Below are 24539 nucleotides of genomic sequence, written 5' to 3'. Positions count from 1 at the left end.
GGTTAGTCAATCAGCTAAAAATAATATAAATAATAATAAGTGACACACAAACATAATAGTAGTATTCTAGTATAAAGGACAAAGCTGGAATGTGCGGAGTATTGACGTATTTTCCGCCAAATAAGAAGATAGGCGCAAATTTAACAATGAAAATTTTTTTATTCGTCACAAATATTTCATATAATCGGGTTACCGTAGACAGTACAAGCTCGATTGGATTTAATGTGGTCGGACTAAATATGCAGAAAGCTTAGTGAGGTGATTTTGATGCGACTCAAGGATTTGACAGGTGAGACTTTTAGCCGTTTGACTGTGCTCGAACGGGCTGAAAGTGCACCTAATGGTAATGCACGGTGGTTGTGTCAGTGTTCATGTGGTCGACAGGTAGTTGTCGATAGTTATCGGTTACGGAAAGGAATTACGAAAAGCTGTGGTTGTTTACGCGCGGATGTCAGTCGGAAGAATATTTTCGAGAATCCCCAAACACGTAAAAACATGGGACGGAGTGATAACTTACCGCTATATCAAGGAACTTCAGTCGATCGATTGAAGCCGAATAGCCGTAACCGGAGTGGCGTCATTGGGGTATCCTTTGACCGTTGCTCACAAAAATGGGTGGCCCGGTTAATGTATCGTGGTCGGTTAGTATTAAATCAACAATTTGCAGATATGGACGATGCAATTATGGCGCGCAAGCAAGCTGAACAACGCTATGTGATGCCCGTATTGAAAGAATATGAAGAATCAAGTACGGACTAGGCGCGTACATACATTTAAGCACTCCGAATAATCGGGGTGTTTTTTTGTTGGCTGAGCATGAGTCGAATTCGGGCAATCTTTAAGGGGAATCGTTCGGCAATCTAATAATTACCCAGATTATTTCCCGGGAAATAAAAAAGTTAACTTTACGATTATGGTCGTACTGGGGTTAGATGTAAGGCCTCGATTGGCTCAATTGCTTAGGTCGTTAGGACACTAAGCGAAGAAGGTAGGTTGAGCAATCAACTGGCGAGTTCACGTAAGCGGGAAATATGCACTGAAGTTAAACCACGAAATAGTGTCGTCAGGTTAGGACATTGCGCCAATCTACCACTCGTCTTCGTGGATACTTAATTAGCTTAACGAGCGAGAATAACTGATGTTGCAGCGTTTCAAACCGTTAAGCTAAAATAGCAGAAAAATTGACTCGCCAGTCATTGACTTACGAGTCAATAGTGCGTATGATAGCGGCAACAATACAACCGAGTTACTTGTTGACGAGCTCGGGAGATGGGAGTGAGTGGTATGGCTGATGAACCAGTGTTAAAAATTACGCATTTACAGAAACGGTTTGGCAAGTTCAATGCGTTAGCTGATATTGATTTTGAAGTTGGGCCGGGGGAAGTGTTTGGTTTTATTGGCCCGAACGGTGCGGGAAAGTCGACAACGATTCGGGTATTACTGGGGATTTTGCGGGCGACTAGTGGTCATGCGCTGATTTTTGGCCAAGATGTCTGGCGAGAGAGCGTTGCGATTCACAAGCGGTTGGCGTATGTTCCGGGCGATGTCTATTTGTGGCCGAATTTGAGTGGTGGTGAAATCATTGACCTGTTTTTGAAGCTGAACGGTGGGCAGCATACCGCGAAGACGGATGCGTTGATTGATAAATTTGAATTGGATCCGCGTAAAAAGGCGCGCACCTATTCTAAAGGCAATCGGCAAAAAGTGGCCTTGATTGCGGCCTTTTCGACAGATGCGGACTTTTATATCTTTGACGAGCCGACCTCCGGATTAGATCCATTGAATGAACAGACGTTTCAAAACGAGGTCCTGGCATTAAAGCAACAAGGGAAAAGCGTCTTGCTGTCGAGTCATATCCTGTCGGAGGTTGAAAAAATGTGTGACCGGATTGCGATTATTCGTGAAGGACGAATCGTTGAGACAGGGACCTTGGCCGAAATGCGCCATTTAACTCGGACAACGGTGGACGTTCAGACACAAGAGGCCTTGACCGATTTGGCAACATTACCGGGCGTTCATGGCGTCACTGCGCGGCACGGCAAAAATCACGTCAGTCTGGCAGTCGATGCGGACCAACTGAGTGTCGTCATGCAATATTTAACGCAGCGGCAACTGTTAACGTTGACCACGACACCGCCGACTCTCGAAGACTTGTTCATGCGCTACTACACCGCTGATGAACCACATGATGACGGGAAGTGATTCGGATGAAGGGGCAATTAGGTGCACAGACGGGGACACTGATCCGTTTTAATCTAAAACGAGATTGGAAGAAGAACTTGATTTGGATTGCGGTAATGACCGGCTTATTCGCGGTGATTGCGGCTAAATTTGACGGAATTTATGGGACTCAGGCCGCCTTAAATGAAATTGTCAAAACCCTTAAGATGCCGGCGATGGTCGCCTTATTTGGCGCTTTTACCGCAAAGGCACCGTATACGACAGCCAAGGTGTTTGCGACTGAAATGGTCGTTTTTATGGCGCTGTTCATGGTGATTATGAATATCATGATTGCGGTCGCTGCGACCCGCACTGACGAGGATGACGGCCGATTAGAATTGATTCGAGCACACGCGGTCGGTCGCCTCGCGCCGCTGTTCGCGGTTGCGACAGAACTGACCATCTTAAATGGCTTAGTTGGCGTGCTCTTTGGATTGGGCCTGCAAGTGGCACAACTGCCTGGTGCAACGACGACCGGTAATTGGCTGATTGGCCTGGGCTTAGGCACACTTGGCTGGGCGTTTGGGATGCTGACGCTCTTGCTTGCTCAGGTCGCAACCAGTGCTAGTGGGACCACGATGCTTAGTTACGTGGTTCTTGGCGGTATGTATATTGCGCGAATGGGAACGGACGTCAGCCACCCCCGCCTCACTTGGTGGATTCCCTTTGGCTGGATTGAAAAAATGGACGTGTATCAGACGGCTCGCTGGCTACCGGTCGGTTTGTACGGGCTGATGGGTCTAGTGTGCTTAGCCGTGGCACTAGGATTGAGTGCCCAACGTGATGTGGGTGCCGGATTGATTAGCCCGCGTCGTGGCCGGCGTCAGGCGAGCTTATGGCTGCGAGGACCGGCGACGTTATTATGGCGGCAATCACGGGGCATGATGATTGCCTGGTTGCTCGGTAATTTCATTTTAGGGGCGTCCTACGCGTCAATTTTTAACACGATTGGTGACTTAGCGAAAAGCAATCCGATGATCAAGCAATTACTGGGGACTTCCGCACTGGCTGCGGCCAATCGGACGATCGTTAAAAATTTCATTGCTGTGTTAGCGGTCGTGATGGTGATTGTGGCGCTAATTCCAGCCGTGCAGTTGATGCTGAAGCTGGTGGGCGATGAGCAAAAAGGCGTTCTGCATCAAGTTTATGCGACCGCAACGTCTCGTTGGCACGTGTGGGTCAGTTATACTGGCTGGGCGCTGGTCCTTGGCAGTGGCGTGTTGCTTGCCGGACTGGCCGGGATGTACTTGATGGGGACAATCACCATGACCGACCCGATTCGCTGGTCAACTTATTGGCAGATTTTCTGCGCCTATGTTCCGGCAATGTTGGTCATGATTGCGGCTGCCAGTGCCTTAGCTGGTTGGCTGCCCAAATGGCACGTGGTCGCCTGGGCGTGGGTTGGTTATGCGTTTTTCTCGCTTTATCTGGGTAACTTAATCGATTTGCCACGGTGGGCGCGGCGGTTGACGCCAATCGGGTTTGTCAATAAGGTTCCGATTAAAGCAATCGATTGGACCACGAGTGGCTGGTGCTTGGCAATCGCTGTGCTAATATTAATCATAGCGGCGTTTGGCTATCGGCGTCGGGACCTCGCGCAATAGGTCGCTGGCAACCCGACCAACGCCAGACATTTGATGACAATGATTAATACGGTGACAACTAGCGACAACAATGGATGAAAGGATGATTGGTAGATGGCAAACAAGCAAACAGTTCCCAAGGATCCAAAAAAGGTGGCGCGGATGATGCAAGCGGCGATGCATGAGTTTGCTGCGCGGGGCTATCGGGATGCCAAAACGGATGCCATCGCCAGTGCTGCGGCTGTCTCCAAAGGGCTCCTGTTTCATTACTATGGCAGCAAACAGGGGCTCTACTTCGCAACCGTCCAGCTGGCGACTGAGACAATTATCGCGACGATCAATCGCCAATCCTATGCCGTACCCGATGACCTGGTGACGTTGATGGCTCGCAGCGCACAATATAAGGCTGATTTCGGCCGAACCCATCCAGATGAGATGAAGGTCATGATTGAAGCTTACGGTGCCTTGGAACGGTTACCGGTGAAATTACAAGCACAGATGAAAGGCTTGTATGCCCAAGCAATGACGATGACTCAGGACATGATTGGCCAGGTCTTGGATAAAATGAAACTGCGTCCAGAGATTGATCGTGAAGCAACGATTGCGTTAATTATGGGCGTTTATAATCAAATTTTTACGGAATTTCAAGCCTATATGCGAAAACAACCAAACGTGCAGTCGATGGATGATGCCGCGTGGGTCGTTCAACGGGCTCAAACCTATATGACGATTTTGGAGCATGGCTTCGTTGCCCCTTAGTGCGCAAAGTCGCATGTATTGATGTTACATTGGCCTTCTGAAAGACTGTAGGAGGCAAACTACTGAAGCTTGCCACTTACCATCACGATGCATTCAAAAAGTAATTGCCGGCATGGATCAGGCAGTTGCTTTTTTGATTTTACAGCTAGCTTGTACTGAATGGTACGGGGCAGTGTGTGAAATGAGCCCCGTTGACAGGATTATTCGTTTGCGCGCTAAAAATGTGGTAAGTTAGACTTATTAAGTAACGGATGAAGCGAGGGATCAAGATGGAATTACATTTATCAGCACGGCAGATGGCGCTGTGGCAAACTTTACAAGCATTAGCGCGTGAGCAACTGATGGGCATGACCATGCAACTAGAAACGACTGGGACGGTCGATCCCGCGCTGTTAGCGTCACTGACCGAGCAGTTAGCTTTAAGTGATGGGTTAGCGGATGAACGCTTGACGCAACGGGTGCTGGCATTATTGGTCTTAGCGCAGAACTCCGCTGGATTAGCGAGCCAATTCGCTGCTCGCTGGCAAGTTGAAGATGCCGTGGCAACGTTTGGAACGCCCCAGCAGCGGCAACAGTATTTAACACCGCAAACGACCTTTGGCTTAGCCGCGCTACCGTTGCGCGTGACTGATAGTTCTACGGTCAAAGCCACGCCAGTAACGGCTGGTTGGCAATTAACCGGGACGGTCAAGGCTGTGTTGAACGCTGGTCAAGTGACCGACTACCTAGTGTTAGCCCAGACGCCGCCGGACGCGGCCGGCGCGTTCATGATCAAGGCCGACCAAGCAGGGGTTGAGATTGGCAATCCGGTTCCGTTACTCGGACTACGCGGTTTATCAGTGGCTGACTTAAAACTCACCGCCGTTCCGGCAACGGCGGCCAATCAACTCGGTCAGCTCGGGCGGGGCCAACGCGTCTTACAGCGAGCCCAAGCCGTTGGGCAACTATTTGCGGCAACGGTGACGGCCGGCGTCTGGCAACACGCGACGGATCAAGTGCGACAATTGGCCTTGGCTGAACAACCGCCTTTAACGACGCTGGCACCGGCCTTAGCATTGACTGCCAGCTTGGAGACGAGTGTCTTTAATGCGGCTCAACAGGCGGATGATGACCGCGGCTTTACGGATGCCGCCCAATTAGCCGCACTGTTTGCGAGTCAACAAGCCTTGGCGCCCTTTGAACCATTAATGCCGCTGATTGGCGATTTAGCCTACACGCAACAATCACCATTGGTCGCTTTGCGTAATGATTTGGCAACCCTGCCACTACTGGTGGGAACGGCCGGTCAACTTGCCACGACTTACGCGACGACCAACTTTAATGATGATGCGGCCTTAAGTGTCGGGCACGAATCCGCAACGGCGCCGGAACACCTAGTTGTCGCGGATTTACATCGGGTCGTCAAGCGGCTGAAATTAACGCAAGATGTGCCAGTCAATGTCGGAAGCATTGCGACTGCCAAACGAATCATTGCACTCGGACGGGGCGCCATGACACCGGCTGTTTTATTGCAGGCCCAGCAATTAGCCAAGTGGATCGGCGCAGCGATTGCTGTCACGCAGCCATTGACCGTCATGGAACAGTTTAGTGTTGAGCAACAAATCGGTGGCAGCGCGGTCACCGTGGCCCCTGAAGTCCTAATTAATGTGGGCGTTTCTGGTGATGATGATTACCTGGCCGGCATGTCCGGCGCGCAACACGTCTTGTCTGTGAATTCAGACGAACAGGCGCCCATCTTCAATCATTCGCAACAAATCTTTATTGGTGCGGCGGATGAATTCTTGGATGGCATGGTTGCGGCGTTGAATTAGGGCGCATGCTAAAACTGGCGGCCTGGTACCGGTTTTTGCAGACAGGTGGTAGCGCTTCGGAATGGATGCTGTGGCCGAACAGGGGCTATGCTGGCGAATAGAATAATGAATCCCACGAATAATTAAAACACCCAGTCGTCTTGCGAATTTTGCTTGAAAAATTCCTGAAACGACTGGGTGTTTTGATCTGGTGCGGCGCTTGAGAGCTAATCTTGACTGGGCGTCATCATTAATTTCAATAAATAATTAATGACCACTGTCACGGGTTGTCAGTTTGGTCAGAATCGGGACCTTAAAGACCGCGATCAAAATGGCCGTGTAGCAAACGTAGGTCACGATTTCTTGAATAAGGCGGGTCGTCAGCAGTACGGACCACGGCGTCATGTACATGATGTGTAGCCACAGACTGTTCATGAAAAGGTTGAGGATGAAGACCACGATAAAGTTCGCCGTTAAAATCCGCGGCAGGTTCGTTTGTTGTTGGAAGGCGAGACCAAAAACCAGTCCGGTCAAAAAGGCCGTTAAGATAAAGCCGGGAAAAAACGTGAATTTTGGAAACAACAACATGCCTAATAGATTGGCTAAGGCCGCACTGCCTGCGGTGACGAGTGGTGAGAATAGCCGTGCGGTCAACGCGATGATGATAAAAGTAAACGAGATTTTAGTGAGTAACAGTTGGATGGTCAGCAAGCTACCCAAAACGACCTGCATAGCAACCAACATCCCCAGTAGTGGTAGCCGCTTGACGGTAAGTGATGGTGTCATGATGAAAGCCCCCTAAGTGTGTGTTGTTAGTATTTTAGTGTATGGCGCTCAAAAATACTAGGGGCCGAAAATAGCATTAATACTCAGCATTAAAAAATTAATTCCACGAAACGCTATATCACTGTTCATAGCGTTTCGTGGAATAGTAGTGACTAGCCGATTTCAGTTCTGTTGGACAGGGCGCGCACTTATCGATACAATGTTGATAAAACAAGCATGGAGGCGTCTACAAGTGGCATACATCACCAAGAAAAAGATTGCTAAGTCATTTCACGATGTCGTACTTGCGAAGGGCTTTAGCCGGACATCAGTGACGGCCATTATGGATGCGGCCCATTTTCGGCGACAGACATTTTATGATTATTTTCAAGATAAATATGAGTTATTAACCTGGTTTATTGACGATACCTTGGCCGAGACCGTTGAACATAACTTGAACTACTTGCCCTGGCCAGACATTATCAAGCTAGTCTGTTATGAACTGGATGCGAATCGGCGGTTTTATGCCGAGTGTATCAATGCCCAGCACGAAATCGACGTGACCGCGTTAGTTGGCCATCACTTAGTCGTCTTGTTGACTGAGCTGACACAGACGGATGAACCGGAGATGGCGGCCTTGATCTGGTTACTGTGTTTAGGCATCGCGCAATCGCTGACGCATAATATCGTTGCCAATCATCCGGAAGACTATGAGGTCCTGTCGCAAGATGCGATTGCGGCCATTAAGATGACGTTGGCGATTTTGAATTAGTTGGGCCAAGCGGCAGTTGTGACCGGCTTCTGGAGTGCGGGCAGCCAGCTCGGATGCGCAAGTTTTAATAAGGTCAACGATAATCCGTGCATCCCGTTAGAAGTCAAGAAGGTCCCGACTTTATTGAAGTCAACGGTGACGGCATCTAAGTCGAGCAGCTCATGGACGTCGTTGTTGAAGACCATCAGTTCTAAGGGCGTCGTCCCACCGAGTGAGTTCACCATCACAGCGTAGTGGTCGCCAGCATGCCAGCGGAAGTTGAGCCGCAACTTGCTGACCAGTTCTTGCGCGAGCCGTTCTGAAGACTGAAAAGGTTCGCGGCGATACCCAGGTTCGCCATGAATGCCGACACCGTAGTAGATTTCGTCGGGTTGTAAGCTAAACGAGGTCGCGGTTTGACCCGGAATGCGTGCGCCACTAGCGGCAACGCCAATCGTATGAATATTGGTGATGAGGGACGCCGATAAATCAGTGAGTTCGGCGATCGACGCGCCCCGTGCTGCGGCTGCTCCGAGAATTTTATGAATTAAAACAGTGCCGGCGACCCCTCTGCGTCGTTGCTTGAGGGACGCATTGTCAACTGAAATATCATCGGCGACGATGCAGTGCCCAACTTGCCAGCCTTCAGCGGTCAGTTGGGCTTCTGCCGTTGTAAAGGCGGCGACATCGGCAGGAAAGTTTTTGATGATAAAAAAGGCTTCATGATTCTTAGTGACTTGCTTGGTCACTTTGATGATTTCTTGCGGTGTCGGTGGCTGGAAGACTTGGCCCATGACGGCGGCACTTAGCATACCAGTGCCAACGTATCCCCAGTGAGCTGGATCGTGGCCGCTACCCCCACCAGCGATCAACGGCACTTGGTCGTCGCGAAAATTTCGGTCGTAGCAGCCCAGCGTGCCAGGAACCCATTGTAGGTTTGGATAAGCTCGCTGAATGCCTTGAATCGCCTGATTCAGGGCATTTTGAGGTTCGTTGATGATTTGCATAATGCCACCTTCTTAGTCGTTAGTTTGATATAATTATACCGCATTCGAAAACAGTCTCGGTCGGCAAGTGACGGACAGAACCTGGAAAGTGTCCATTTATTTTGAAAGCGGATTCATATAGAATGAACGTGTAAATGATAGAAGGGACGGGTTGAGGTATGAAGAAAATTATTAATGATCCAAAAAACGTGGTTGAAGAGATGGTCGATGGTTTGGTACGGTCCTACCCGCAGTATTTGACGAAATTACCAGATACTGAAGCGATGGTTCGTAGCGACCAAGCCTCGATGAAAGGTAAGGTCGGTCTTGTAAGTGGTGGGGGCAGTGGTCACGAACCCGCCCACGCCGGTTTTGTTGGCCAAGGCATGTTGAGTGCCGCGGTCGCCGGCCAAGTCTTCACTTCACCAACGCCGGATCAGATTTATGCGGCGATCAAAGCCGTTGACCAGGGGAAAGGTGTTTTCCTCATCATCAAAAACTATTCCGGTGATGTAATGAATTTCGACATGGCCAAGGATATGGCTGAGTTGGATGACATTCAAGTGAAATCGATCGTGGTCGATGACGATATTGCGGTCAAGGATAGCTTGTACACGCAAGGTCGGCGCGGTGTTGCGGGAACCGTTTTGATGCATAAGATTCTCGGTGCTGCGGCAGATCAAGGGGCGAGTCTCGATGAGCTTGAAACGCTAGCCAACCAGGTCATGCCACAGCTCAAAACGATTGCGGTCGCGTTATCCGCTGCTACGGTCCCAGAAGTCGGCAAGCCAGGCTTTGAATTGGCGGACGATGAGATTGAATTTGGCGTCGGCATTCATAGTGAACCCGGTTATCGACGTGAAAAAATCAAGCCATCCAAGGCGTTAGTCCAAGAATTGTTGGGTAAGCTAGATGACGAACTCAAGTTGCAAGCCGACCATCAATACGCGGTACTCGTTAATGGGATGGGCGCAACGCCACTCATGGACCAGTACGTGTTCTGCCATGACTTATTGGATGAATTAGCTGCCCGTGACATCGAACCGGCGTTTATGAAAGTCGGCAATTACATGACGTCAATCGATATGGCGGGGATTTCACTGACACTGCTAGATATGACGACGACGAACTGGCTCGACTACTTACAATACCCAGTCAAAACGATTGCTTGGTCATAAGAGGAGGACGTAAAAATGTTAACAGTTGAAAATACGACGGCATGGCTGAACCAATTTGCCGCCCAAATCGAACAGCACCAATCTTACTTAAGTGAATTGGACACCCCCATCGGTGACGGCGACCATGGTGGCAACATGGCGCGGGGCTTAGCAGCCGTTAAGACGGCTCTAGCCACGCAACCTGCAGATTTGACGAAGCTGTTTCAAGCGACCGCCATGGCGCTGATCAGCAAAGTCGGTGGTGCTTCAGGCCCCTTATACGGGACGGCCTTCTTAGAGATGGCGAAACAGAGTAAGACCGATACGGACCTCGGCACTTTGCTCGCTGCCGCATTAGCCGGAATTGAAAAACGCGGTGGTGCGACGACTGGCGACAAAACCTTGATTGACGTGTGGGCCCCCGTCGTTGCCGCGGTTCAAGCTGGCAAATTGACGCAGACCGTGATCGACGATGCGGTTGCCAGCACGAAGCCGATGGTTGCCAAAAAAGGGCGGGCGTCCTATTTAGGCGAACGTTCTGCCGGCCATCTGGATCCAGGGGCCGTCTCTAGTGGTTACTTGTTTACGACCTTATTAGCAACGGAGGGGATTTTATGAGTCTAGGAATTGTTGTTGTTTCCCACGTCCCTGAAATCGCAGCTGGCGTTCAACGACTGCTCGCGCAAGTAGCGAAGGATGTCTCCATCACGATTGCTGGTGGAACGGATGACGATCAAGTCGGGACGAGCATGGCGAAGATCACGGAGGCCTTTGATGCCAATACGGCGGATGAGCTGTTAGCGTTCTATGACCTTGGGAGTGCCAAAATGAATCTGGAAATGGCGATTGAAATGAGCACCAAGCCGGTTCATTTGTATGACACCGCCCTAGTCGAGAGTGCCTACACCGCGGCTTCGTTGTTGCAAGCGGACGTGCCGTTGGCGGATGTGGAAGCGCAGTTGGCGCCGTTGAAAATTAAGTAGATAATAGCTAGAATTTTTTCAAAAATCAGACTAACTGATATGAGTCGATAATTATCTCAACTAAAAGACTGTGAGCGCGCGAAATCACAGTCTTTTTTGCGGTATAATTTAAATTGTAATGCAAATTTATGCAATCGCTTGCAATAACGTTGAAAACGTTTTATATTTAGAACGAGAGACTGAACAGAACGGGGGGATCATGATGGCAACCATTAAGGATGTTGCCCAGCGCGCGGGTGTGTCACCGTCAACGGCGTCACGTGCCATGCATGGCAGTAAGATTATTAGTAAACCGACACGTGATAAGGTGATTAAAGCTGCGCGAGAATTGAATTACGCGCCAGACTTTAATGCGCAAAACCTAGCCACTAAAGCTAGCAACACAATCGGTGTCGTGTTACCTGTCGACCACCACGAAATCTTTTCTAACCCATTTTTCTTAGAAATGATTCGTGGAATTAATGAAGTCTGTAGCAAGCATGGGTCGATGACGACGCTAGCGACGGGGATTTCTAGTGAAGAATTGGTGCATAATATTGACGTAATGATCGCACAAGGCCACATTCGGACCTTTATTTTGCTTTACTCAGAAAAAGACGATCCGGTCGTTGAACGGTTGAAACAATTTGACGTTCAGTATGTTGTGATTGGGAAGCCCTATCAGGAAATCAATAAGACGTCGTATGTCGATAACGACAACGTTCAAGCTGGGACGGATGCGGCACAGTACTTGGTTGACCATGGGCATCGCCGCATCGGTTTTTTGTGCACCGATTTATCACGGATGGTTCAGAGCGACCGGATGCTCGGTTATCAGCGGGTGATGATGCAGAATCAGTTACCGAACATTATGCTGTCAGAACGGTTTGAAACACATGCAGCTGGCGTTAAAGCATTGCATCAATTCTTTGACCAGAATCCTGATGTCACAGCGTTTGTCGCTGTCGATGATATGCTAGCACTTAAATTACAACAGGTACTCCACAACGATCCTGATTGGAAGGTCAAACAATTTTCACTGATTGGTTTTAACAATTCGATTTTCTCTGATTTAGCACATCCAATGTTGACTTCGATTGCCGTATTTCCACAGCGTCTAGGTGAAGAAGCTGCGAAAATCGCCTTAGCGGACCATCCGACTGATGAATTATCAACGGCGGTGATTGTCCCACATCAAATCGTGAGAAGACACTCAGTACATCAGATTAAAGCTTTGCCATAGGATCGGACTTACTTTTACCGATGGGGGGAATCTAAGTATGATAACGCTAAACGATGTCGCAAAAAAAGCCAATGTGTCGAAGATGACGGTCTCAAGAGTGATCAATCATCCCGACCAAGTCCGTCCGGAATTACGCGAGCTTATTTTGGACGTGATGGCACAATTGAATTATCAGCCGAATGCGGCAGCGCGAGCGCTAGTTGGACGACGGACGCGGGTCATCAAATTGACTATTTTTGAGGATATGGATACGACGGAACCGTACTACATGATGTTGCTGGCGGGAATTTCTAACGAGTTGAACCAGCATCAGTATGCACTACAGATTGCAACGCGCAACAGTTTTCAAAACGGTGAATGTGATGGCTACATCTTAACCGGTATTCGGCAGACTGACTATGCCTGGGTATCCCGATTGACGCAGCCAGTCGTCTTTTTTGGTAGTAATCGTCAGGGGTATGATTACGTTGATACGGATAACTATCAAGCGGTTCAAGAAAGTACGAAATATGCGGTCGAAACCGGTTATACGCACCTAGTCTTCATTGGTATCGCAGTTGCAGAACCCTTTGAATTGGACCGTGAGCGCGGCTTTCGCGAATATGTGACGACGCACCGAATCAGCGCCCAAATCATTCGCCTAGAAAATCACTCGCATACGGCAACAGCGTATGTTAAAGCCCACTGGCGTAATTTCCCACGCAACACGGCCTTTGTGTGTGCCAGTGACCGACTGGCGATTGGAGTTGAAACCGCTATCATAAGCGAGGGCGGTCAGGTGCCCACGGAATACGGTGTTATTGGGTTCGACGGTGTCTTATTGAATCAAATTGCAACGAAACGGCTAACGACGATGCAACAGCCCCTAGAAGCGATGGGACGCGCCGCTGCAAGATTATTGCTAGCTAACATTAATCATGGTGATACGCCGCGCCGCGACCAGGAGAAGGTCATCATTAATTCACGGTTGTCGGTGGCAGAATCGACCCGTTAAAGAGGAGTATAGACAGATGAGCAAGCATTGGTATGACCAACAGACGATTTATCAAATTTATCCGAAGAGTTTTAATGACAGTAATCACGATGGTATTGGCGATATTCCCGGCATCACAGCTAAAGTGCCATATTTAAAACAACTCGGGGTAACGACGTTATGGTTGAATCCCATTTACCAATCACCCCAAGTGGATAATGGCTATGATGTTTCAGATTATTATCAGGTCGACCCCAGCTTGGGAACGATGGCGGACGTGGAAACACTTATCAAAGTCGTTCATGAACATGGGATGCATCTGATTTTTGATTTTGTCCTAAACCACACCTCGGATCAACATCCGTGGTTTCAGCAAGCCGTCGCTGACCCGCATAGCAAGTATCGAGACTATTATCTGTGGCAAGATCCAGCAGCCGATGGGGGTCGTCCTAATAATTGGGGTTCTTTCTTTGGCGGTAGCGTCTGGGACAAGGATCCAGCTGGCGGCGACCAATACTATTTTCATCTGTTTGATAAGCGGATGCCGGACCTTAATTGGACCAATCCAGCGGTACAGCAAGCCATGCGCGATGTCGCCGAATTTTGGGTTGAAAAAGGCATTGATGGGTTGCGGTTAGACGCGTTCATTCACCTGGCTAAGGCGGATTTTCGGCAAATGTATCCGAGTCAGTCTGGGGATTCAACACCGATTATTAGTGATATGTTCTATGCGCACTTGCCAAAAGTGCATCAATATTTACATGATTTTGTGGCTGCAATCAAAGCCAATCATCCAGAGACTTACATTGTCGGGGAGGCGTCCTCAGCCGACCCACATCTAATGGTGGACTACACGACGCCTGGAACGGACGAATGTGATCAAGTGATTACGTTCAGAACGTTTGCGGATGATAATTCAAACGATGATCCAAGCTTCTCAGATATGTTCCAACCACGCCCCATGGATGTTACGGCGTATAAACAGCATACGGTTGGGATTCAAGCAGCGTTAGCAGATACCAGCTTGCCAACGCTTTACTGGAACAATCATGATATGGCGCGGGTTGCCACCCGCTATGGGGATGCGAACTATCCTAAACAAAGTGCGAAGGCTCTCGCAACGGCACTCTACTTGCAACGAGGAACCCCCATTATTTACTATGGGGAAGAGCTGGGACTAACGAACATTCGTTATCAGAAGTTGGCGGATTTTGAAGACCAAACTGTGCCGACATTTGTCAAAAGTGCACAGGCCGCCGGAAAAACGATGCCAGAAATTATGACGATGTTGAACAAGACGCATAAGATGGCTGGACGAGGACCGATGCAATGGGATTCGTCGACTTATCATGGTTTTTCGGACCACCTGCCATGGAAGCATGGGCAGACGGATCAGATGAATGCTGCTGATGAAATCGATGATGAAGATAGCATTTACAACTATTATCGGCAACTATTGCAATTAAAGCGCCAAGCACCGTTTACTGATGGTCAATTTATTATGCTTGGTAGCAATGATCAACTCTTCACTTATTTGATTGATGATGGGACTGAACAGGCGGCAATCATCTGCAATTTAAGCTCAGAGATGCAACGCTATACGCTGCCATTTGCGGGCGACGCAACGTTGCTTGCGCAGGGTGGCGCTAGCTGTACGGAACGGCAAGTGACCTTACCAGCTTGGAGTAGCATCGTCGTGTCGCCACGAACAACGGTGTCGGCATGATTGAATGCAAAATTGGTATATATAAAACAAGTGATGAATTTTAATTAACTTATCAATCTTTATATTAATTGGTCTAAATGTTGATAGACTAATGAATCCTAACGTTTTTCAGCGTTAGGATTTATTTTTGTTGTGATTCTGTTAACGTTAACATTACGAAAACGCTTGCGAAAGCGTTTGCACAGATGCATAATTAATTATGGTAAATGAATTAAGTTACTTCGCAAGGAGGAAGCACTATGAGTACTTGGAAAAAGTTGGGGATGGGTGCGTTAGCCACTGGGTTAGCACTCACGCTCGTAGGTTGTGGAAATAGCAAATCGTCATCATCCAGCAGTTCAAAGATGGATAAGACGTTAAAGGTTTCAGCAGACCCTTCATATAAATCATATATGAAGTCTGTGATTCCAAAGTTCGAAAAGAAGTACAACGTCAAGGTTAAGGTCTCATACAAGGCAATGCTTGATGAAGACGATGCTTTGAAGTTGGATGGCCCTTCAGGCAAGGGACCTGATGTTTTAATGGCACCATACGACCGGGTTGGTCAAATGGCTTCACAAGGACAATTATCCACGGTTAAGTTGGCAAGTGGTCGTTACAACGCAACGGGGAAGAAATCTGTTACTTATAAGAACAAGATTTATGCTGCGCCTGTAACGATTGAATCAGATGTCTTGTATTACAACAAGAAGCTGATCAAGACTGCACCTAAGAACTTCAAGGAACTTGAAAAGTTAGCTTCTGATAAGAAGTATGCTTACGCTAACGATAAGAGTAAGTCAGTTGCATTCTTGACGCAATGGACGAACTTCTATAATTCATTTGGTGTCATCAAAGGTTATGGCGGCTACGTCTTCGGCGATGACAACACCAATGCCAAGAAGATGGGCTTGAACAATTCAGGTGCCGTTGAAGGTTTGACTTACATGACGAAGTGGTTCACGAAGTACTGGCCAAGTGGGATGCAAAATGTCACTTCAAACGAAAACTTCGTAACGTCACAATTTACTTCGGGTAAGACCGCCGCTGTTATCGATGGTCCTTGGATGGCTTCAACTTATCAAAAGTCCAAGATCGATTATGGTGTCGCTGTATTGCCTAAGTTGAACAATGGCAAGGATTATCAAGCGTTTGCTGGTGGGAAAGCTTGGGCTATCTCAAACTACTCTAAGCACAAGACCGCTGCACAAGCTTGGTTAGACTTCATTTCTAACAAATCCAACCAAAACAAGTTGTACAAGTCTGCTAGTGAAATTCCAGCAAACACGGCAGCTCGTAAGGAAGCTGTAAGTACTGGCGATGACATGGCTACGGCCGTTTCAAAGCAATACGACAAGGATGTTCCTTTGATCAACTTACCACAAATGTCAGAAGTTTGGACACCAGCACAAACGATGGTTACCAACGCTGCTAGTGGCAAGATGACACCAAAGCAAGCTGCTAATAAAGCACAGAAGACCATTTTAACTAATATCTCACAAAAGTACGACAAGTAATTTAAATTGTAATTTAAGGGGGCTGAAACAAAATTCGTTTTGTCTCAGCCCTTTTTAAAAAGAAAAAAGCATTAAATCTAGGATTTATTAGGAAAGGGGTGCGGGCGACATGCAAAAGAAAGATGTAAAAAAAGCGCAACGCCTGTCAATTATTCCCGGGCTAGGTCAATTTTATAATGGTCAGACCATCAAAGGTGTCGGCTTCATCATTATCTTATTGGCGTTCGTTGCTGAATTCATCTTTGGCGGCTTTAGCGCGTTTGCTAACTTGGTGACTTTGGGTTCGGTCTCAATGGAAGACAACTCATTGTTCATGATGATTTATGGGACGTTGCAGATTCTGTTGACGATTGTCTTCATCGTGTTCTACATTGCGAACTTATATGATGCAAAACACGTGGCCCAATTAATCAACAATGGGAAAAAGGTTTCACACACATTCAAAGAATTAGGGGCTAGTCTTGTTGACGGTGGGTTCGCCTACCTGTTAACGACTCCAGCGTACTTCCTAATGATTTTCACGATTGTGTTCCCAGTATTAGTAACCTTACTGATGGCATTCACGAACTATGATTTCGCGCATATTCCACCGGCTATGTTACTCGACTGGATCGGCTTCAAGAACTTCACATCAATGTTCTTCTTGAGTAGCTACCGTGCAACCTTTAACGCAGTCTTTGGCTGGACAGTTATTTGGACGGTCTGTGCAACCACGTTACAAATTATTATCGGGATTGCCACTGCGGTGATTGCTAATCAGAACTTCATTAAAGGAAAGCGCTTCTTCGGGGTCATTTTCTTACTCCCTTGGGCTATTCCAGCGTTTGTTTCAATTATGAGTTTTTCAAATATTTTCAACGATTCAGCCGGTGCGATTAACGTGCAAGTCATTGGCCTATGGAACACATTAGTCCCATTTGCCCATATTGCACCAATTCATTGGATGACCGATACATTCTGGACGAAAGTTGCCATTATTATGATTCAAGGTTGGCTTGGGTTTCCATACATCTATGTGATGATTACGGGGATTTTACAAGCGATTCCAGAAGATTTATACGAAGCTGCGACCCTGGATGGGGCAACGGTGATGCAGAAGTTCAATAAAATCACGTTACCAACGATTTTTGCGATTGCTGCACCAATCTTCGTGACCCAATATACGTTTAACTTCAACAACTTCTCGATGATCTATCTGTTTAACCAAGGTGGTCCAGGCGATGTTGGGGCGAATGCCGGTGGGACTGATATCCTGATCTCATGGATTTACAAGTTAACGACCGGGACATCGCCACAGTACTCGTTAGCCGCAGCGGTTACACTGATTATTTCCGTCTTAGTCATTGGGATCTCATTGATTGTCTTCAAGAAGACCCACGCTTTTGAAATGGGGGACTAGTGTTATGGATAATGCACAAGCAGTGGCACCTAAAAATGCCAATTCAAAACAAAATAGCGCGCGTCGGCACCGTTTCTGGAAAGAGTTCTTTACGTATTTTTACATGGTCGTTCTTGGGATTATTATCATTTATCCCGTTCTGATTACGTTCATTACGGCGTTTAAGGATGCTAACGTGCAAGCCTTCGTCCTCGACTTCGGTGGTAAGTGGACGTTGGTTAACTTCAAAAACTTATTTACGCAGACGTTATACGGTAGCTGGTATCTGAACACGATGATTATTTCAGTCTCATGTATGGTGATCCAAGTCATCGTTGTTACGTTAGCTGGTTACGTTTACAGTCGGTATCGTTTTGCAGGTAAGAAGTTCAGTTTGACCTTCTTTATCGTAATTCAAATGGTCCCAACAATGGCTGCTTTGACTGCTTACTACGTCTTAGCTAACATGTTGAATGCTTTGGACCATTACTGGTTCTTAACTGCGATTTACATTGGTGGTGGGATTCCACAAAATACGTGGTTGATGAAAGGCTACTTCGACAATGTGCCATATGACTTGGATGAATCTGCCAAGCTAGATGGTGCCGGTAACTTTAAGATTTTCTGGTCGATTGTCTTACCACTGGTTAAACCAATGATCGCGGTCCAAGCGCTATGGGCATTTATGTCACCAGTTCAAGATTATCTGATGGCGAAGTTCTTATTGACGTCTGAATCGCATTATACGGTTGCCGTTGGGCTTCAAACATTTATTAACAACGCACAAAATCAACAAGTAGTCCTCTTCTCGGCAGGGGCAATCTTAGTGGCGTTACCAATTGCTGCCTTGTTCTTCTACCTACAACGGTTCTTCGTTTCTGGATTACTTGCTGGTGGGAGCAAAGGTTAAAACAAAATTTAGTAGGGGTGAAATTAGATGCAGAGTACGAAAAACAAACCAACCGCGTTTCCGGTCCGGTTTTTTGGCAGCCTCTTCTCACCTCGAAGAATGTTTGCCAACCGGGATCAATTTAACTGGTTACAGATTATCGTCTTATTTATCTTTCTGACTGCGGTGATGGTGATGCCGATTCCGTTTTATTACAATCATCAAACGAATTTCAACTTATCACCATTTCTGCCACATATCGATAAAATGATGGCGAGTGACCAGATGCAAACCGCATTGAAAGCCGCTGATTATCACAATCAGCAGTTCGACAATGTGCAGCATCAAGTGATTATTAAAACTAAGGATAACGTTGCTGGCTTTGACCTGACGACAGCCGATATGGCGGGGCGTAAAAACGTCATTAATCTGCACACGAGTACCTTTCAAGTGAAGTCAGTTGGCAGTACTTTCAAAGCAAAGTACGTTCCGGGACATGATTTGAGGACGAATGCGCACGCATTTCTGGTTAATTCCTGGTATCAGAGTAATAAGGTCATGATTGGGCTCTTTATGCTGATGGCGCTGGGGTTGATCATCGTTGGGGTCAACTTGATTCTTGTAAACGGAGCGGCCTTCTTCTTGTTCTTGTCACGGCATAATAAAATTACGCATATTCGCAACTTTCGCGAGGGGGTCAATTTAACCCTCATGATGATGGGAATCGGGAGTTTGTTAGCGATGGTGATTGGGCTTATCCACTTTGACGTCACTATCGAATTAACCGTTCAATCATTGAGCTTAGCGTTCGTTGTGCTATGGGTATACCTGAAAACGAAATTTAAAGATCCAGAAGTTGACCAAACCATGTTACTTTAGGCCAATTAGTAAGCATAGAAATGAGGAAGATTAATGGCACGCGATACGCAAACACAATTACGCAACGAAATGATTTACTCAGTCTTTGTCCGCAATTACTCTGAGGCTGGCAATTTTGCTGGCGTCACCGCTGACTTGCAACGAATTAAGGATCTGGGGACCGACATTTTATGGTTACTACCAATCAATCCGATTGGTGAAGTTAACCGTAAAGGGTCGTTGGGTTCACCCTATGCAATTAAGGACTATCGGAAAATCAACCCAGAATATGGGACCTTGGATGATTTTAAGGCACTGACGACTAAGGCGCATGAACTTGGCATGCGGGTGATGATGGATATTGTTTATAATCACACGTCACCAGATTCAGTCTTGGCCACTGAACATCCTGAATGGTTTTACCATGATGCGGAAGGTCAGCTAACGAACAAAGTTGGTGATTGGAGTGACGTCAAGGACTTGGATTACGGTCACCATGACTTGTGGCAGTATCAAATCGATACGTTGTTGTATTGGCGTCAATTCGTGGATGGTTATCGCTGTGATGTCGCCCCATTAGTTCCCTTAGATTTCTGGTTCGAAGCACGTCAACAAGTCAATGCCAAGTACCCAGGAACCTTGTGGCTGGCGGAATCAGCCGGTAGTGGCTTTATTCAAGAACTCCGCTCACAGGGATACACTGGATTATCAGATAGCGAGCTATACCAAGCATTTGATATGACTTACGACTACGATGTCTTCAGTGATTTCAAGGATTACTGGCAAGGCCGGCGTACGGTCGACCAGTATGTTGACTTATTACAACGACAAGATGCGACTTTCCCAGGTAACTATGTCAAAATGCGGTTCTTGGAGAATCATGACAACGCCCGGATGATGAGCTTAATGCATAGTGAATCTGAAGCGGTGAATGCGTTGACTTGGATCTTTATGCAACGTGGTATTCCGTTAATTTATAACGGGCAAGAATTCAGCGCTGAACATCAGCCGTCATTATTTGACCGCGATGTCATGGTGAACGACCGTCATGGTGACTTAACAGCATTGATTCAAAAGCTGGTTGCGATTAAGCACGAACCGCTGATGCGGGCTGCTGATTATCAATTAGCGGTCGTTGAAGATGGCATTATCAAAGTTAGCTATCAAGCCGCTGGCGCTGCATTGACGGCTTGGATTCCACTGAAAGGTCAAGTAACAACGGTTAAGACGACGCTGCCTGATGATCATTATCAAAATATCTTGACGGATACGGCAGTCGAGGTCAATAATCATCAGCTTCAAGTTAATGGTCAACCAGTACTAATTAAATATACGACAAATACGACTGCGACGAAGGTTGCGGATCAATCCAACTAATCGGTTATCGAAGGATGGCAATTGGTTGAAAAAGCAAGCGCTTGCGGGGCGCTGTGCAGTGGACGTTGTTTAGAAGTGAGAATACAAGGGAGTGGATTTCGATGGTTGAAATGAATCTCGATCACATTTACAAAAAATATGAAGGTAACGATAAGTACTCCGTTACCGACATGAATCTTGATATTAAAGATGGTGAGTTCATCTTCTTTATCGGGCCATCTGGTTGCGGTAAGTCGACGACATTACGGATGATTGCCGGCTTGGAAGATATTACTAAGGGCGATTTTAAGATGAATGGCCAAGTCATGAACGACGTGGAACCTAAGAACCGGGACATCGCGATGGTTTTCCAAACTTACGCGTTGTATCCAAACATGACGGTCTTTGACAACATGGCGTTTGGACTGAAAATTCGGAAGACTTATAGTAATACGGAAATTAAAAAACGGGTCGACAATGCCGCCGAACAATTAGGATTAACGGACTACTTACAACGTAAGCCTGCTAACCTTTCCGGTGGTCAACGGCAACGGGTTGCTTTAGGCCGGGCGATTGTTCGGGACGCGGGGACGTTCCTGCTAGATGAACCACTGTCTAACTTGGATGCCAAGTTGCGGGTTGATATGCGGACCACCATCGCTCAAATGCACCAGCGTTTGAAGACCAACATGATCTACGTCACCCATGATCAAATTGAAGCGATGACGATGGCTGACCGGATTGTGATTATGAATGATGGTAAAATCATGCAAGTCGGAACCCCACACGAACTCTACAATGAACCCGTCAACCAATTTGTGGCTGGCTTCATGGGGTCACCATCAATGAACTTCTTCAACGCAACGCTTCATGACGGCCGGGTCAGTGATGGCGAAGGCTTAGATGTTGCCGTACCAGAAGGACAACTGAAGATTCTCAAGGCACAAGGCTATGATCAAAAGAAGATGATTGTCGGGATTCGGCCAGAAGATATTCACGCTGAACAAATCGCCTTGGAAGCAATGCCGAACTCAATCGTCAAGACGAAGGTCATGGTCTCTGAATTCTTGGGTGCTGAAAGTATGCTGTACTGCACGGCTGGTAAGTCTAAGTTTACCGCTCAAGTGGATGCACGTGATTATCATAATCCAGGCGAAAACGTTGAAGTGGCATTTGAAATGGCAAAGGCGCACTTCTTTGACCCAGAAACTAAAGATGTTATTCGGTAATTTCACATTACGGAGGAGCAATTACAATGAAACGCATTTTTGAAGTAGATCCGTGGCACGTTGTCAGCCATGAACTCGTTCCAGCGGATAAGCGACTACAAGAGAGTATGACGAGTATCGGTAATGGCTACATGGGCATGCGGGGCATGTTTGAGGAGCATTACTCGGGCGATACGCTAAAAGGAATTTATATTGGTGGGGTCTGGTATCCCGACAAGACGCGGGTCGGCTGGTGGAAGAATGGCTACCCGGATTACTTTGGTAAGGTGATCAATTCGGTCAACTTCATCAAGGTCAACGTGACGATTGATGGCGACCAAGTCGATTTGGCGAAGGACAATGTCAGTGATTTCACCTTGGACCTCGACATGTACACCGGAATTTTGCGGCGGTCATTTATCGTGACGAAGGGTGAAAAACGTGTTCAGTTCATGATTGACCGGTTCGTCAGCGTGGCACAAAAGGAATTATTCGATGTGCACTATAGCGTTCATAATTTGAGTAATGAACCGGTACAAGTCAGCTTTATGTCGCAGATCGATGCGGACGTCTTTAATGAAGATGCCAACTATGATGAACAGTTCTGGCAAGTGCTCGACAAGAGCCATGCGATCACGGGTGGCAGTATGTTTGCCGAAACCAAGCCGAATGACTTTGGCACGCCACGATTCACTCTTGGCATGCAGATGTTGCATGAAACGTCGTTGCGGGGAATCAACGCACCGGATGCTGAAAAAGCCGTCACGAATATTTTCCGTGGCGAATTAGCGCCGGATGAGACTAAGAATTTTGAAAAACGAGTCTTGGTCGTGACTTCGCGTGATTATGCCGACATGCCTGCGATGCGGACCGGACTAGCTGAGTTGAGTGAAACTGTCAGTTCGCAGTCATATGAAGACCTGCGTCAGGCGCACGTTGATGGCTGGGCACAACGTTGGCAATTGGCCGATGTGGTCATTGATGGTGACGATGCGGCGCAACAAGGGATTCGCTTTAACCTATTCCAGCTGTTCTCAACCTACTATGGCGAAGACAAACGCTTGAACTTAGGGCCTAAGGGCTTCACTGGTGAAAAATACGGTGGTGCCACATATTGGGACACCGAAGCGTTTGGCGTACCGTTCTACCTATCGTTGGCAAAACCAGAAGTGACCGAAAACCTCTTGGAATATCGGTATAATCAGCTGGCTGGTGCGTTCCACAATGCTAAAATGCAAGGATTGGCGGGCGCACTCTATCCGATGGTGACCTTCAACGGAATCGAATGCCATAACGAATGGGAAATCACGTTTGAAGAAATTCACCGGAACGGCTCGATTGCCTATGCCATCTTTAACTACACGCGCTATACCGGCGATGAGACTTACTTGAAGACTAAAGGTATCGACGTTTTGACTGGAATCTCACGTTTCTGGGCGGACCGGGTTCACTTCTCACAACGGAATCAGCAATATATGATTCACGGCGTCACCGGGCCAAATGAGTACGAGAATAACGTCAATAACAACTGGTACACCAACTTCATGGCACGCTGGACGTTGGAATACACGTTGGCCAGCTTGAAGAAGGTTAGTGCTGATAAACGGGCGGAACTCAAGATTACGGATGATGAGTTAGCCAAATGGCAAGACATTATCGATCGGATGTACTTCCCACATGACGACAAATTGGGCATCTTCGTTCAACAGGATGGCTTCCTAGATAAGGATGTTCAGCCCGTCTCAGCCATCCCAGCAGATCAGCGGCCCATTAATCAGCACTGGTCATGGGATCACATTCTCCGGTCGCCGTATATTAAGCAGGCGGATGTCTTACAAGGTATCTACTACTTCATGGATCGGTTCACACCGGAAGAGAAGAAACGTAACTTTGATTTCTATGAACCACTAACGGTCCACGAATCAAGCTTGTCACCAGCTGTCCACGCCATTTTAGCTGCTGACCTGCACTATGAAGATAAAGCGGTCGAAATGTACGAACGGACTGCCCGGCTTGACTTGGATAACTACAACAATGACACGGTCGACGGGCTACACATCACGTCCATGACTGGCTCATGGTTGGCAATCGTTCAAGGCTTCGCTGGCATGCGTGTGACTGACGATACGTTAGCCTTCGCACCGTTTGTTCCAAAGGCTTGGACCCGTTATCAGTTCCACGTGAACTTCCGCGGTCGCTTGCTCAAAGTCGATGTTGACCAACAGGGGACGACCGTTGAATTGGTCAGCGGTAATCCATTGACCATCGAATTGAACGGCAAGACCGTTGAAGTCGCAAATACCGTCTCCACAAAATAATAACCTGCCTTGATTCACACCTGGCCGTAACTGGTGGGGATCAAGACTCAACCCTAGAATGATTCCAAGTTCATTCTAACCTACTCCTAGAGGGCCCGTATCGTTTTGATGCGGGCTTTTT

General features: G+C 47.4%; 21 protein-coding genes. 19 read left to right on the top strand and 2 right to left on the bottom strand.

Annotated features, from left to right (window positions below; genetic code table 11):
- Nucleotides 1-267: 267 nt before the first annotated feature.
- The 5 genes from MZO40_RS01615 to MZO40_RS01595 all read left to right on the top strand — a co-directional run bounded on the left by MZO40_RS01615 (nt 268) and on the right by MZO40_RS01595 (nt 6373).
- The gene (locus MZO40_RS01615; RefSeq protein ID WP_003637401.1) at nt 268-759 is read left to right on the top strand and encodes a hypothetical protein; all 492 of its coding nucleotides are present in this window, start codon (nt 268-270) and stop codon (nt 757-759) included.
- Nucleotides 760-1284: 525 nt separating this feature from the next.
- Complete coding sequence (locus MZO40_RS01610) at nt 1285-2202, top strand: ABC transporter ATP-binding protein (RefSeq protein WP_105960630.1); 918 nt, start codon at nt 1285-1287, stop codon at nt 2200-2202.
- Between the two features lie 5 nt (nt 2203-2207).
- Nucleotides 2208-3824 carry an ABC transporter permease gene (locus MZO40_RS01605; protein WP_105960629.1) on the top strand — a complete coding sequence of 539 codons (1617 nt, stop codon included), beginning with the start codon at nt 2208-2210 and terminating at the stop codon, nt 3822-3824.
- Between the two features lie 93 nt (nt 3825-3917).
- Entirely contained in the window at nt 3918-4562 is a 645-nt protein-coding gene (locus MZO40_RS01600; protein WP_105960628.1) for a TetR/AcrR family transcriptional regulator, read from the top strand.
- Between the two features lie 269 nt (nt 4563-4831).
- On the top strand, nt 4832-6373 hold the full coding sequence (locus MZO40_RS01595) for an FAD-binding protein (protein ID WP_252133059.1): 1542 nt from the start codon (nt 4832-4834) through the stop codon (nt 6371-6373).
- 246 nt (nt 6374-6619) lie between these two features.
- On the opposite strand, the gene MZO40_RS01590 is transcribed toward MZO40_RS01595, so the two are convergent.
- Nucleotides 6620-7138: a folate family ECF transporter S component gene (locus MZO40_RS01590; RefSeq protein ID WP_105920218.1), complete on the bottom strand. Its 519-nt coding sequence runs from the start codon at nt 7136-7138 to the stop codon at nt 6620-6622.
- A gap of 232 nt (nt 7139-7370) precedes the next feature.
- On the opposite strand from MZO40_RS01590, the gene dhaS reads away from it, so the two are divergent.
- Nucleotides 7371-7889 (top strand): dihydroxyacetone kinase transcriptional activator DhaS, encoded by a 519-nt coding sequence (gene dhaS, locus MZO40_RS01585; protein ID WP_105960626.1) that lies wholly within the window; start codon nt 7371-7373, stop codon nt 7887-7889.
- Here the strand turns inward: dhaS and dhaQ are convergent.
- Nucleotides 7886-8875 carry a DhaKLM operon coactivator DhaQ gene (dhaQ, locus tag MZO40_RS01580; RefSeq protein ID WP_050337943.1) on the bottom strand — a complete coding sequence of 330 codons (990 nt, stop codon included), beginning with the start codon at nt 8873-8875 and terminating at the stop codon, nt 7886-7888. The genes dhaS and dhaQ overlap by 4 nt on opposite strands.
- A 158-nt stretch (nt 8876-9033) precedes the next feature.
- Between dhaQ and dhaK the strand changes: the two genes are divergently transcribed.
- The 13 genes from dhaK (at nt 9034) to MZO40_RS01515 (ending at nt 24418) form a co-directional block, all read left to right on the top strand.
- A complete protein-coding gene (gene dhaK, locus MZO40_RS01575) occupies nt 9034-10032 on the top strand; it encodes a dihydroxyacetone kinase subunit DhaK (protein ID WP_105960625.1) in 999 nt (332 codons plus the stop codon).
- Nucleotides 10033-10047: 15 nt separating this feature from the next.
- Nucleotides 10048-10629 (top strand): dihydroxyacetone kinase subunit DhaL, encoded by a 582-nt coding sequence (gene dhaL / locus MZO40_RS01570; protein WP_050337941.1) that lies wholly within the window; start codon nt 10048-10050, stop codon nt 10627-10629.
- Nucleotides 10626-10994, top strand: a complete 369-nt coding sequence (dhaM, locus tag MZO40_RS01565; protein WP_105960624.1) for a dihydroxyacetone kinase phosphoryl donor subunit DhaM — start codon at nt 10626-10628, stop codon at nt 10992-10994. The genes dhaL and dhaM overlap by 4 nt, the downstream gene beginning before the upstream one ends.
- 202 nt (nt 10995-11196) lie before the next feature.
- Nucleotides 11197-12216: a LacI family DNA-binding transcriptional regulator gene (locus tag MZO40_RS01560; protein ID WP_105960623.1), complete on the top strand. Its 1020-nt coding sequence runs from the start codon at nt 11197-11199 to the stop codon at nt 12214-12216.
- A gap of 37 nt (nt 12217-12253) precedes the next feature.
- Nucleotides 12254-13210 (top strand): LacI family DNA-binding transcriptional regulator, encoded by a 957-nt coding sequence (locus MZO40_RS01555; RefSeq protein ID WP_050337938.1) that lies wholly within the window; start codon nt 12254-12256, stop codon nt 13208-13210.
- A 16-nt stretch (nt 13211-13226) separates the two neighbouring features.
- A complete protein-coding gene (locus MZO40_RS01550) occupies nt 13227-14915 on the top strand; it encodes an alpha-glucosidase (RefSeq protein WP_105960622.1) in 1689 nt (562 codons plus the stop codon).
- 239 nt (nt 14916-15154) lie between these two features.
- Nucleotides 15155-16411 (top strand): extracellular solute-binding protein, encoded by a 1257-nt coding sequence (locus MZO40_RS01545; protein ID WP_105960621.1) that lies wholly within the window; start codon nt 15155-15157, stop codon nt 16409-16411.
- A gap of 109 nt (nt 16412-16520) precedes the next feature.
- Complete coding sequence (locus MZO40_RS01540) at nt 16521-17810, top strand: carbohydrate ABC transporter permease (RefSeq protein ID WP_003637416.1); 1290 nt, start codon at nt 16521-16523, stop codon at nt 17808-17810.
- A gap of 4 nt (nt 17811-17814) precedes the next feature.
- Nucleotides 17815-18699, top strand: a complete 885-nt coding sequence (locus MZO40_RS01535; RefSeq protein WP_003637417.1) for a sugar ABC transporter permease — start codon at nt 17815-17817, stop codon at nt 18697-18699.
- Nucleotides 18700-18726: 27 nt separating this feature from the next.
- The gene (locus tag MZO40_RS01530) at nt 18727-19557 is read left to right on the top strand and encodes a DUF1189 domain-containing protein (protein WP_105960620.1); all 831 of its coding nucleotides are present in this window, start codon (nt 18727-18729) and stop codon (nt 19555-19557) included.
- Between the two features lie 33 nt (nt 19558-19590).
- Nucleotides 19591-20913 carry an alpha-amylase family glycosyl hydrolase gene (locus MZO40_RS01525; protein WP_105960619.1) on the top strand — a complete coding sequence of 441 codons (1323 nt, stop codon included), beginning with the start codon at nt 19591-19593 and terminating at the stop codon, nt 20911-20913.
- 101 nt (nt 20914-21014) lie between these two features.
- Nucleotides 21015-22121 (top strand): ABC transporter ATP-binding protein, encoded by a 1107-nt coding sequence (locus tag MZO40_RS01520; protein ID WP_050337932.1) that lies wholly within the window; start codon nt 21015-21017, stop codon nt 22119-22121.
- A 26-nt stretch (nt 22122-22147) separates the two neighbouring features.
- Nucleotides 22148-24418, top strand: coding sequence for a glycoside hydrolase family 65 protein (locus tag MZO40_RS01515; RefSeq protein WP_050337931.1), 2271 nt, complete (start codon nt 22148-22150; stop codon nt 24416-24418).
- Nucleotides 24419-24539 lie beyond the last annotated feature (121 nt).

The organism is Lactiplantibacillus sp. B652 (assembly GCF_023806745.1).
GTDB classification, from domain to species: domain Bacteria; phylum Bacillota; class Bacilli; order Lactobacillales; family Lactobacillaceae; genus Lactiplantibacillus; species Lactiplantibacillus pentosus.
The sequence above is the reverse complement of the archived record's forward strand: the minus strand, read 5'-3'. Positions and strand labels throughout refer to the sequence as shown.